Here is a 12,150-nt window from a genome sequence, read left to right on the forward strand (position 1 = left end):
TCAATAGCCGGGCTGATGCAAATCAGCCCGTTTTTTTGTGGTAACCAATAGATTTGTACCGACAAAACAAGACTATGACTATTGAATCTTCTCTATTGAATAAGTACAATGTGCCTGTGCCCAGGTACACCAGTTATCCTACAGTTCCGTTTTGGAAAGATGGTATTGATGCGGCACAATGGCAACATATTTTTCAACAGCAATTTAACCTGCACAATAAAAAAGAAGGCATCAGTCTATATATTCATCTGCCTTTTTGTGAATCTTTATGTACCTATTGCGGATGCAATAAAAAAATAACCACCAACCATAGTGTGGAAGAAGATTATATACAGGTGATTGCAAAAGAATGGGCATTGTACCTGCAACTGATGAAGGAACCGCCGGTAATACGGGAGTTACATTTAGGTGGTGGTACGCCTACATTTTTTACACCGGAAAATTTAAGCCGTTTACTACATATCATTTTTGAAAAATCGGTCATTGCACCTGGTCATGAATTTAGTATTGAAGGGCATCCCAATAATACTACAAGAGAACATTTGCAAACTTTGTATGATCTTGGTTTCAGCAGGGTGAGTTATGGCGTACAGGATAATGATCCCAAAGTACAACAGATCATCAACAGAATTCAGCCCGTTGAAAACGTACAAAAGGCAACTGATGCAGCAAGAGCTGTGGGTTTTAAATCGGTGAACTTTGATTTGATATATGGTTTGCCCCTGCAAACTATTGCCAGTTTACAAAAAACAATTGAGCAAACGATTGCTATCCAACCCGACCGTATTGCATTTTACAGTTATGCGCATGTACCCTGGACGAGCCGCGGACAAAGATTATTTGATGAGAAAGACCTGCCTTCGACAGATGATAAAATGAAACTGTATCAGCTCGGTAAAAAATTACTTACAGAAAATGGATACCATGATATTGGTATGGATCATTTTGCATTGCCATCTGATGATTTGTACATTGCAAAATTAGAAGGCCGCCTGCACAGGAACTTTATGGGCTATACCACGCAGCACACCAAATTATTATTAGGGTTGGGTGTTTCCAGCATCAGTGATGCAGGCGTAGCTTATGCACAAAACGAAAAAACATTGCATGATTACTATGCCGGCATTGAACGTAATGAATTACCTGTAAAGCGGGGCTATTTTTTAAACGAAGAAGATGTGGATTTTAAACAATACATTTTAGATATCAGCTGCAAAGGCAAAACGATTTTTAAAAAAGAACACCTTCCTTTGCTAAGGCAATTCAGTTTTCCCGAACTGGAAAAACTGGAGGCAGATGAATTAGTGCAATGGAACGAAGAAGGCGCAACCGTAACAGCTTTAGGCTATAATTTTATCAGGAATATCTGCAAAGCTTTTGACCTTCATTTATTGCGCAACCAGGCAGCCACAGCAACACCAAGATTCAGCAAAGCTATTTAAGCGCATTGCTTATTTTTTTAACCTGATGATCTTATAAATCTTAATCGCACTCATTAACACTACGGTAAATAAAACCAGCCCGATAAGTCCCCATAACCAGCTCATATTATCTTTTACGGTTACGATCATTACAATGGCAATTAAAAAAATAGTTGCTACTTCATTCCACACCCTTAATTGATTGGAAGTATACCGGAACAGGCCTTTCATCTGGTCGGCATAAATTTTTTGCAATGTAAAATGATAGGCATACAAACCTGCAACAAAACCCAGTTTTATCCAGAGCCATTGCGGAATTACCGCGTAAGTAGATACAATCCAGCCTCCGAAAATAATAGTAAGAATTGCCGACGGCCAGGTAATCCCCATCCACAGCCGTTTTATCATGATGGAAAATTGCTTTTGTAGAATTGCTTTTTCAATGCCTTCCTTCTCTCCTGCTTCGGTATTGTAAATAAATAACCTTACAATATAAAACATACCGCTAAACCAGGTAACGATAAAAATAATATGCAGCGCTTTGATATAATTATAAGGCATTAAAAGATTTTTTCATTTTGTTGTTTTGGTTCATGGCTCATAGCTGATGATTCATATCCTTACGAACATTCACCATTCACGTCTCACCACTCACGCCTCACAATATCATCTCCCTGTTTCCGGTATTAATTTCCTTCACCCATTTATCCAATGTTTCCACCCACAACGGGTTAGTATTTAAGCAGGGGATCATTTTGTACGATTCGCCTCCTGCTTTCATAAAACTTTCCTTTCCCCGTTCTTCAATTTCTTCCAGTGTTTCTAAACAATCGCTCACAAAAGCCGGGCAAAGAATAAGTAATTTTTTAATGCCCTCCTTCGGCATTTCTTCCAAACGGATATCAGTAAAAGGTGTTAACCATCCTTTGCCTAATCTTGATTGAAAAGAGATGCTGAATTTTTCTTTAGGAATGTGTAATGCATCCGTAATAAGTTTAGTAGTAACAAAACATTGATGACGATAACATTTGCTATGTGCTGGTGATGCCACATTGCAGCAATCATTTACCATCATACAATGCGAATGCGTAGGGTCAGTTTTTTTAAGATGCCTTTCTGGTATGCCGTGATAGCTGAATAGAATATGATCGTATGCTTCATTCAGATAGGGCCGTATATTTTCTGCCATCGCCCTGATATAATCTGCTTCGTCAAAAAACGGTTTTATAAAACTAAGCTTGAAAGGGTATTTATTTTTTTTATGAATATCAATAGCATAGTCCACCGCTGTTTCATAAGAGGCCATGGCATAATGGGGATAGAGCGGTACTGCAATTACCTCTTCCAATCCGGGCTGGCGTTTCATTAAATTATCAAATGCGGTTGCAGGATCGGGATTGCCGTAGCGCATGGCAATTTCAACCGGTTCTTCCACATGTTGCTGCAGCTGTTGTTGCAACTGTTCGGTCAATACCACCAGTGGCGAACCTTCTTTTGTCCAGATGGTAGCATAAGCCTCAGCAGATTTTGGTGCCCTGAACGGCACGATGATGCCCTTTACCAATAACAGGCGCAACAGGTAAGGCACATCAATCACCTTACCGTCCATTAAAAATTCATTTAAATAACGCCTTACATCTTTAACTGATGTGGAATCCGGCGAGCCAAGATTCATTAATACAATACCTCTTTTAATTGCCATAGAAAAAAATTATATCAAAAGTAACCACTACACCCGGTAAAAGTTCAATGTGCAGTCAGATTTTTGTTGCGCTAAATTACAATTCATACAGCACCGATTGTATCTTCTCCGTATATGACTTTACTCAGAAACGCAACTGATTACAATCAGGAAGCAAAATGACAATGCAATGACAAAGAAATTAGTTTACACCAACGATCGAAAGTATTTTTGTGTTGTTAAAAAAAGCAATCGAATTTTAAATGCCCGATCATTTACCAAAAGACATGTCAACCTTTTTTGTAGCTGGTATCAACTACAAAAAAACAGACGCTGCATTACGGGGGCAGTTCGCTATCAGTACTGATCAATATGCCAATATCCTTAGTTTAGCGCCTTCCTTTAACCTGAACGAATTATTTGTTATTTCTACCTGTAACCGTACTGAAATTTATGGCTTTACAGAAAACGCCGCTGATCTTTGCCGGTTATTATGTACTCAAACAGAAGGTAGTGTTGAAACCTTTACACAAATAGCCTACATAAAAAATGGCAAAGCTGCCATACAACATTTGTTTGATGTAGCCGCCGGGCTGGATTCTCAGATATTAGGTGATTACGAAATATTAGGCCAGTTAAAACTGGCTGTTAAGTTTGCCAGAGAACGCAATTTTATAGGCGCTTATTCAGACAGGATGATCAATGCGGTTTTACAGGCGTCTAAATTAATTAAGACCAATACCGGGTTAAGCGGCGGAACGGTTTCTGTTTCCTTTGCTGCCATTCAATTCATCAAAGAAAATGTTGCTGATATTTCCGGTAAAAAAATTGTATTGATAGGAACAGGAAAGATAGGCCGCAATACCTGTAAGAACCTGGTGGATTACCTGGAAACAAGGAATATCACCCTCATCAACCGCACCGAATCAAAAGCAGCAGAACTGGCCGGCGAATTAGGATTGCAATATGCACCGGTGGAAGAACTGGACCATAATATTGCCAGTGCAGATATTATTTTGGTAGCCACTAATAGTGCAGAGCCGGTAATCCTGGCTTCGCATGTTTTAAACCAGGGCAATAAAATTATTATTGATCTTTCTATTCCCTGCAATGTGGCCACTGAAGCACAACAATTAAGTAATATCAGTTTTGTGAACGTAGATGACCTCTCTAAAATTAAAGATGCCACTTTGCATAAAAGAGAAGCGGAAGTACCAAAAGCACAGGATATCATTAAAGAACAGATATTTGAATTTTTAGAATGGCATGAGATGCGTAAAAATGTTCCCGCTTTAAAATCCATAAAAAACAAATTACACGCCATGCACAACTGTAATTTGTATATTGATTACATTGCAAGACAGAACACCACTACTTATACAAGCACAGGTACAGCAACTAAAATTCAGAAAGTAGTAAATGGCATGGCTATACAAATGCGCAGCCATAACCAAAAGGGCTGTTGCTATATTGCTGCTATTAATGAATATATTGCTACGGGCACAAACTAAAACAGATGGGCAAAATCATTCGTATCGGAACGAGAGAAAGCCAGTTAGCTGTTTGGCAGGCAACCAGGGTGCAGCAATTACTGGCACAAAATAATTTTCAATCAGAGTTAGTCTATATTAAAAGCGAGGGCGATATCGACCTGCAGACACCCTTATATGAGATGGGCGTGCAGGGCATTTTTACAAAGAGTTTAGATATTGCCTTACTCACCAATAAAATTGATATTGCCGTTCACTCCATGAAAGACGTGCCCACACAATTAGCCAGAGGCGTTGTGCAGGCAGCGGTTTTAGAAAGAGCCTCATACAAAGACTTGCTGGTATACAAAGACCCTGTATACGTCAATCGTCAATCGTCAATCGTCAATGACCCTTCAGATTTTGAAGCCTTACTCACCACACACCACTCACCACTCACGATAGCAACCAGCAGTATCAGGAGAAAAGCACAATGGCTCAACCGTTTTCCCGATCATATACTGGAAAATTTGCGTGGCAATGTAAATACACGGTTAAGAAAAGTTGCAGAAAGTAACTGGCATGGCGCCATCTTTGCGGCAGCAGGGTTAGAAAGAATCAATCTACGCCCCACTAACAGCATTGAATTGGATTGGATGTTGCCGGCACCTGCACAAGGCGCTATCATGGTGGTATGCAGGGAAAGCGATGATTTTTGTTCGGAAGCCTGCAATCATTTTAACGATAACAATACCGCTATCTGCACTAAAATAGAAAGAGATTTTTTAAGGATATTATTGGGCGGCTGCTCAACCCCTATCAGTGCATTGGCACAAGTAAAAAATGATACTATAATTTTTAAAGGCAATATTTTATCTGTAGATGGCAAAGAAAAAGTAGCGGTTGAAAAAACTGTTCCTGTTGCCGGGGCAGCCGGCCTTGGAAAAACTGCTGCTGAATATTTACTGGCCAACGGGGGACAAAAAATTGCCGACGACATCCGCAATGCAACAAAATAAGATTGCTATACTATGCACCAGGCCATTAGATACAATTTTGGTTAAAGAGGCAGCTGCCAAAGGCATTGCTATTGATGAATTATCTTTTATTGAAACCGAACCTGTACAAACAACGGAAGTACAACAGGAAATTGAACAGGCATTGCTTTTATCTTCCACCGTAGTTTTTACCAGCATGAATGCAGTAGAAGCTGTGGCTGCCTGGAAAGATGAACAGCAACCCGATTGGAATATTTATTGCATTGGTACTACTACTCATAAACTGGTGGAGGAATATTTCGGTAAAGAAAGTATTGCAGGCACAGCCAATTCTGCTGCCGAATTAGCCAATGTAATTACCGAAGACCGATTTATTGATGAAGTCATTTTCTTTTGCGGCGATCAGCGCAGGGATGAGTTACCAGGCATACTGCAGCAAAATGATATTGAAGTAAATGAAATCACTGTCTATCAAACTATAGCTGTACCACATAAAATTACTACAGTTTACCATGGTATACTTTTTTTTAGTCCCAGTGCGGTAGAAAGTTTTTTCAGCAATAATAAAATTCCGGATCAAACAATTTTGTTTGCCATTGGTAATACAACAGCAACAGCAATAAAAAAATTTACTAATAATAAAATCATCATCAGCGATGCGCCGGGAAAAGAAAACCTGGTGCAGAAGATGATGGAATATTTTACGTGAGTGGTGAATCGTCAGTCGTGAGTGGCAGTCTGCAATAGAAGACTTTTCGCTGACGATTCACCACTCACGCCTCACGATTCACAACTCACATTATGACACAACTAAAGAACGACCTGTTATTAAGAGCCTTAAGAAAAGAAACTGTTGAGCGCCCGCCTGTATGGATGATGCGCCAGGCAGGACGGTATTTGCCTGATTATATCAAGCTGAGGGATAAATATGATTTCTTTACCCGGGTGCAAACACCGGAACTGGCAACTGCTATTACATTGCAACCTGTAGACCAGGTAGGCGTTGATGCCGCCATCATCTTTTCTGATATTTTAGTGATACCGCAGGCGATGGGCCTGGAAGTATTGATGGAAGAAGGCAAAGGTCCCTCCCTGCCAAAGACCATTAAAACAAAAGCAGACATTGATGCATTGATTACCACCGGTGCCGAAGAAAGTTTAAGCTATGTGATGAATGCATTAAGCCTCACTAAAAAAGAATTGAATGGCCGTGTACCATTAATTGGTTTTGCCGGCGCACCCTGGACCATTTTATGTTACATGATTGAAGGCAAAGGCAGCAAAACCTGGGACAAAGCCAAACAATTTGCCTATACACAAACTGAACTGGCGCATGCCTTATTACAAAAAATAACTACCATCACTATTGCTTATTTAAAAGCACAGGTAAAAGCCGGTGCCGATACAGTACAGGTTTTTGATAGCTGGGCAGGATCTTTAAGCCCTGCAGATTTTAAAATATTTGCACAACCTTATTTATTACAAATTGCAGATGCATTAAAAGATGATGCCCCGGTGATTTTATTTCCTAAAGGCAGCTGGTATGCATTGAAAGATTTGAGTGAAAGCAATGCGGCAGGTATTGGCATCGACTGGTGTGTGTCGCCGCAAATGGCAAGAGAACTGACCGGTAACAAGATCACGATCCAGGGTAATTTTGATCCTGCAAAATTGCTGGCACCAATACCGGATATTAAAAAAGCAGTAAAAGAAATGATCGATGCCTTTGGCATTCAGAATTACATTGCTAATTTAGGCCATGGCATTACACCGAACGTTCCGGTTGATCATGCAAAAGCATTTGTAGATGCAGTAAAAGAATATAAGGCGTGAAACGTGAATGGTGAAACGTGAATGGGTCTCCAATGATTAAAGGCTCTCCAATTAACGTCTCACCACTCACAACTGACGTCTCACAACTCACGACTATGACACACAAAACCGAAACAGCCGAACTACGTGGGCAGTGGATTGAATTTATTTATCATCTACAGCATGATATCTGCAGCGCTTTGGAAGCAGTTGACGGTAAAGCAACATTTATTGAAGATGAATGGCAGCGTGCAGAAGGAAAAGGCGGCGGCGGATTAACCAAAGTGATACAGAACGGCAATGTATTTGAAAAAGGTGGCGTAAATACATCGGTGGTGTACGGACATGTGACGGAAAAAATGCGCCAGCATTTAGGTATTAACAGCAGCAAATGGTTTGCAGCAGGAATAAGTATTGTGATACATCCGTTAAATCCCTTTGTGCCGACTGTGCATTGCAACTACAGGATGTTTGAATTGTACGACGAAAATGATAACCTTGCAGACCGCTGGTTTGGTGGTGGCACGGACCTTACACCGTATTATTTATTTGAAGAAGATGCCCGGTATTTTCATCAGACCTATAAAGATGCCTGCGATGCATCCGACCCTGCATTCTACCCGCAGTTTAAAAAAACCTGTGATGATTATTTTGTAAACCATCACCGCAATGAAGAAAGAAGAGGTATTGGGGGAATATTTTATGACCACCAGCGGCCAACTGAAAAACAGGATGTACATTTCTGGATGAACCTTGCCAAAGCATGCGGACAAGGTTTTATTAAAGCCTACGTTCCTATTGTTGAAAAAAGAAAAGGAATGCCTTACACGCCGGAAAATAAACACTGGCAGGAAATACGGAGAGGCCGTTATGTAGAATTTAATTTAGTACACGACCGGGGTACTTTGTTTGGATTAAAAACCAATGGCCGTACCGAAAGTATTTTGATGAGCTTACCCCCCACTGTACGTTTTGAATATAATTATCAGCCTGCTTACGGAACAGAAGAATATAAAATGCAGGAAGCCTGCCTGCATCCTAAAGACTGGCTAGCAATAATCAGTGAAGAAGAAAAAAATGAATGGGCAAAAAGATCGAACTCTTGCTAAAACTCCGAAGGCGGCTAACAGCCCCGTCGGCGGTTGATTAGAAACGACTATAAAAAATAATTATGTATCTGCAAAGAAGAAATCGCATTTTACGTCAATCGCCAGCTATTCGTTCAATGGTAGCTGAAACTATACTTACGCCCAACGATTTTATCGTTCCGCTATTTATTACCGAAGGCGAAAATATAACCCAGGAAATTGCTTCCATGCCCAATTACTTTCGCTTTAGCATAGATAATACTGTTAAGGAAGTAAAAGCGTTGTGGAGCATGGGTATCAAATCTGTGTTACTCTTTGTAAAATCTAAAGACGAATTAAAAGACAATAAAGGAACAGAAGCGATAAACCCCAATGGTTTAATGCAAAGAAGTATCAAAGCGATCAAAGATGCCGTACCCGAAATGCTGGTGATGACGGATGTGGCACTGGACCCGTTTTCTTCTTACGGGCATGATGGCATTGTAGAAAACGGGCAAATTGTAAACGACCCTACGGTGGAAGTATTGGCACAAATGAGTGTAAGCCATGCCCAGGCCGGTGCCGATTTTGTTGCACCCAGCGATATGATGGATGGCCGTATTGGCGCTATAAGAAAAGCATTGGAAGAAAATAATTTTATCAATACCGGCATCATGGCGTATAGTGCCAAATATGCTTCTTGTTTTTATGGCCCCTTCCGTGATGCACTGGATAGTGCGCCGGGCTTTGGCGATAAAAAAACCTACCAGATGGATTACAGCAATCGTATTGAAGCAGTGAAAGAGGCGTTGATGGATGTGGAAGAAGGTGCAGATATTGTAATGGTAAAACCAGGATTACCTTATCTTGATATTGTAAGGGAAGTAAAAAATGCGGTAACCGTTCCTGTTAGTGTATACAATATCAGCGGCGAATATGCCATGATAAAAGCTGCGGCTAAAATGGGATGGATTGATGAAGACAAAGCGATCCTGGAAACATTAACTTCGTTTAAAAGAGCAGGTGCAGACCTGATTGCGACGTATTTTGCAAAAGATGCAGTAAGAATTTTAAACCACTAAAACACGAAGACACAAAATAGCACAAAGAATTCTTAGTGAAACTTTGTGCCTTTGTGGTTAAAATAAAACCCATGTACGAAAAAAGTAAGCAGCTATTCGAAAGAGCAAAAAAATCTATCCCGGGCGGAGTAAACTCTCCGGTACGTGCATTTAAAAGCGTAGGTGGCACACCAGTGTTTATGACCAATGCAAAAGGCGCTTATTTATATGATGCCGATGGTAATAAATACATCGACTATATCGCTTCATGGGGGCCAATGATATTAGGCCATGCCTATGAACCTGTGGTAAAAGCTATACAGGAAAAAGCTTTGGGTTCCACATCTTTTGGTGCACCAACAGAATTGGAAATTGAAATGGCCGAACTCATTATCAGCATGGTACCCAATGTGGATATGATACGCATGGTGAGCAGTGGTACAGAGGCCTGTATGAGTGCGTTACGTTTGGCAAGAGGTTATACGGGCAGAAATAAATTCATCAAATTTGAAGGGCATTATCACGGTCACGCAGACTCGTTTTTAGTAAAGGCCGGCAGCGGTGTGGCAACATTTAATATTCAAACAGTACCCGGCGTTACTGCAGGTGTGGCCAATGACACCTTAACTGCACCCTACAATGATATTGATGCAGTAAAAAAATTAGTGGCCCAAAATAAAAATGAAATTGCAGCCATCATTGTGGAACCTGTTGCAGGCAATATGGGTTGCATTTTACCGGCACCGGGATTTTTAGAAGCGCTGAGAACAATTTGCGATGAAGAAAATATTGTTTTCATTTTAGATGAAGTGATGACCGGTTTTAGATTAGCTGCCGGTGGCGCTCAACAAAAATTAAATATCAAAGCAGACCTGGTTACGTACGGAAAAGTAATCGGCGGCGGTATGCCGGTGGGTGCATTTGGCGGTAAAGCCGCCATCATGCAGCATATTGCACCGCTGGGTAATGTTTACCAGGCGGGCACATTAAGTGGTAATCCCATTGCCATGATAGCAGGTTTTACGATGCTCACGGAATTAAAAAACAATCCCGCTATTTATACAGAGCTGGAAGAAAAAACCATCTATTTAAAAAATGGTTTAGATAAAGTTTTAAAAGCCTGGGGACAACCTTATGTCATCAACCAGTTTGGTTCTATGATCAGTATTCACTTCAGCGATCATGCAGTTACTGATTTTGCAACTGCAGCAGCAGCCAATAACGAAATGTTTAAAAAATATTTTCACGCCATGCTGAAAAGAGGTGTTTACCTGCCTCCGTCTGCCTTTGAAAGCTGGTTCCTGAATAATGCACTCACTTACACCGATTTAGACGAAACCATCCTCAAAACAAAAGAAAGCCTGGGGGAAATCAGCTGATCATTTGAATACCTATACATTAAAATACTGCCGGTGAAAGTATATTAATGCTGTACCAGCCTGCCCTGCTGGTAGTAAATCTGTATTTTTGTATTCCCGCTGAATTTTGTAAATTATAGTGGTATATTAGCAAGGGAAGGGCTATGTGCTTAAAGAAAATTGCAACGCAGCAATTGTTTTTGGCGTCATATATCCTGACCGGAAAATCTAAACAACAGAAAAACTCTTGAACGATTTGTACTATAACAACCGCCGCAGGATAAGGGCTAACCAGCATATCCGTGAATTAGCTACCTCCATTCAGCTGAACCATAAAGAATTCATCCAGCCTTTATTTTTAGATGAAACAATAAGTGCACCAACACCTGTTGAAACATTACATGAAATCAACTCCGATACCATTCAATCTGCATTATTACAAATTGAAAAAGACCTGGAGAATGGTATCAGTAAATTTTTACTTTTCCCGGTACCGGCAAAAAAAAGTGTTTCCAATTTTGATTATCATTTTATTATTAATGCCATTCGTGAAATAAAGAAAAAATTTGGCAACACGGTGTGGATTGCTGCAGACCTTTGTTTATGTGCCTATACCAGTCATGGCCATTGCGGTATTTTAAATGCCAGTCGTGATAAAGTGTTGAATACGGAATCAGTAATAGAATTATCAAAATATGCATTGCAGGTTGTAAAAGCCGGTGCCGATTGTATTGCGCCCAGCGATATGATGGATGGAAGAATTGGTGCGATAAGAGAAACGTTAAACGAAAACCAATTTGATGATACCAGCATCATGAGTTATGCTGCAAAATTCAGTTCGCAATTTTACGGGCCGTTCAGGGATGCCTGTAAATCCACACCAGGCAATAATTGCAATCTTCACGACAGGAAGACTTACCAGGCATCTGCCTTTAATAAAAACGATGCCATACTTTCTGCATTAAGGGATATTGAAGAAGGGGCTGATATTATAATGGTAAAACCTGCATTACCCTATCTTGATGTGATACATGAATTAAGCAATACGATAAAACATCCGCTGGCGGCTTACCATGTAAGTGGCGAATACCAGAGTATAGAATTGCTGGCACAAAATAATATTATCGAAAGAGATAAAGCACATATTGAAGTATGGACAGCTTTAAAACGTGGCGGTGCCAATATCATTATCTCTTATGCGGCAAGGCATGCCAAAAAATGGATTGAAAAAATTGAGTACTAAAGCCCCTGGTTCCGCCAGGGAAAAATTCAGAAAATTGTAG

The 12,150-nt window shown here is 40.3% G+C and carries 11 protein-coding genes; 9 read left to right on the top strand and 2 right to left on the bottom strand.

Going from position 1 to position 12,150, the window contains the following annotated elements; genetic code table 11:
- The first annotated feature begins 74 nt into the window (after window positions 1-74).
- Window positions 75-1,442, top strand: a complete 1,368-nt coding sequence (gene hemN / locus ACYVM0_RS15805) for an oxygen-independent coproporphyrinogen III oxidase (RefSeq protein ID WP_460558402.1) — start codon at window positions 75-77, stop codon at window positions 1,440-1,442.
- Window positions 1,443-1,451: 9 nt separating this feature from the next.
- On the opposite strand, the gene ACYVM0_RS15810 is transcribed toward hemN, so the two are convergent.
- Window positions 1,452-1,982, bottom strand: a complete 531-nt coding sequence (locus ACYVM0_RS15810) for a CopD family protein (protein ID WP_460558404.1) — start codon at window positions 1,980-1,982, stop codon at window positions 1,452-1,454.
- 97 nt (window positions 1,983-2,079) lie between these two features.
- Window positions 2,080-3,123, bottom strand: a complete 1,044-nt coding sequence (gene hemH, locus ACYVM0_RS15815) for a ferrochelatase (protein WP_460558406.1) — start codon at window positions 3,121-3,123, stop codon at window positions 2,080-2,082.
- 266 nt (window positions 3,124-3,389) lie between these two features.
- Here hemH and hemA point away from each other — a divergent pair, with 266 nt between their 5' ends.
- From hemA to hemB (ACYVM0_RS15855), 8 genes are all read left to right on the top strand, one after another.
- Window positions 3,390-4,613 carry a glutamyl-tRNA reductase gene (gene hemA, locus ACYVM0_RS15820; protein WP_460558408.1) on the top strand — a complete coding sequence of 408 codons (1,224 nt, stop codon included), beginning with the start codon at window positions 3,390-3,392 and terminating at the stop codon, window positions 4,611-4,613.
- Between the two features lie 5 nt (window positions 4,614-4,618).
- The gene (gene hemC / locus ACYVM0_RS15825; protein ID WP_460558410.1) at window positions 4,619-5,590 is read left to right on the top strand and encodes a hydroxymethylbilane synthase; all 972 of its coding nucleotides are present in this window, start codon (window positions 4,619-4,621) and stop codon (window positions 5,588-5,590) included.
- Window positions 5,577-6,278, top strand: coding sequence for a uroporphyrinogen-III synthase (locus ACYVM0_RS15830; protein ID WP_460558412.1), 702 nt, complete (start codon window positions 5,577-5,579; stop codon window positions 6,276-6,278). The genes hemC and ACYVM0_RS15830 overlap by 14 nt, the downstream gene beginning before the upstream one ends.
- Before the next feature lie 92 nt (window positions 6,279-6,370).
- The gene (hemE, locus tag ACYVM0_RS15835; protein ID WP_460558414.1) at window positions 6,371-7,402 is read left to right on the top strand and encodes a uroporphyrinogen decarboxylase; all 1,032 of its coding nucleotides are present in this window, start codon (window positions 6,371-6,373) and stop codon (window positions 7,400-7,402) included.
- Window positions 7,403-7,497: 95 nt separating this feature from the next.
- Window positions 7,498-8,490 (top strand): coproporphyrinogen III oxidase, encoded by a 993-nt coding sequence (gene hemF, locus ACYVM0_RS15840; RefSeq protein WP_460558416.1) that lies wholly within the window; start codon window positions 7,498-7,500, stop codon window positions 8,488-8,490.
- Window positions 8,491-8,552: 62 nt separating this feature from the next.
- Complete coding sequence (gene hemB, locus ACYVM0_RS15845) at window positions 8,553-9,530, top strand: porphobilinogen synthase (protein ID WP_460558418.1); 978 nt, start codon at window positions 8,553-8,555, stop codon at window positions 9,528-9,530.
- Window positions 9,531-9,601: 71 nt separating this feature from the next.
- Window positions 9,602-10,888, top strand: coding sequence for a glutamate-1-semialdehyde 2,1-aminomutase (gene hemL / locus ACYVM0_RS15850; protein ID WP_460558420.1), 1,287 nt, complete (start codon window positions 9,602-9,604; stop codon window positions 10,886-10,888).
- 226 nt (window positions 10,889-11,114) lie between these two features.
- Window positions 11,115-12,110 carry a porphobilinogen synthase gene (gene hemB / locus ACYVM0_RS15855; protein ID WP_460558422.1) on the top strand — a complete coding sequence of 332 codons (996 nt, stop codon included), beginning with the start codon at window positions 11,115-11,117 and terminating at the stop codon, window positions 12,108-12,110.
- Window positions 12,111-12,150: the final 40 nt, after the last annotated feature.

This window comes from Ferruginibacter profundus (genome assembly GCF_054783275.1).

Excerpts from the sequence above, each read along its gene's own strand:
- hemN (WP_460558402.1), top strand. The coding sequence starts at position 75 with ATGACTATTGAATCTTCTCTATTGAATAAGTACAATGTGCCTGTGCCC.
- ACYVM0_RS15810 (WP_460558404.1), bottom strand. The coding sequence starts at position 1,982 with ATGCCTTATAATTATATCAAAGCGCTGCATATTATTTTTATCGTTACC.
- hemH (WP_460558406.1), bottom strand. The coding sequence starts at position 3,123 with ATGGCAATTAAAAGAGGTATTGTATTAATGAATCTTGGCTCGCCGGAT.
- hemA (WP_460558408.1), top strand. The coding sequence starts at position 3,390 with ATGTCAACCTTTTTTGTAGCTGGTATCAACTACAAAAAAACAGACGCT.
- hemC (WP_460558410.1), top strand. The coding sequence starts at position 4,619 with ATGGGCAAAATCATTCGTATCGGAACGAGAGAAAGCCAGTTAGCTGTT.
- ACYVM0_RS15830 (WP_460558412.1), top strand. The coding sequence starts at position 5,577 with ATGCAACAAAATAAGATTGCTATACTATGCACCAGGCCATTAGATACA.
- hemE (WP_460558414.1), top strand. The coding sequence starts at position 6,371 with ATGACACAACTAAAGAACGACCTGTTATTAAGAGCCTTAAGAAAAGAA.
- hemF (WP_460558416.1), top strand. The coding sequence starts at position 7,498 with ATGACACACAAAACCGAAACAGCCGAACTACGTGGGCAGTGGATTGAA.
- hemB (WP_460558418.1), top strand. The coding sequence starts at position 8,553 with ATGTATCTGCAAAGAAGAAATCGCATTTTACGTCAATCGCCAGCTATT.
- hemL (WP_460558420.1), top strand. The coding sequence starts at position 9,602 with ATGTACGAAAAAAGTAAGCAGCTATTCGAAAGAGCAAAAAAATCTATC.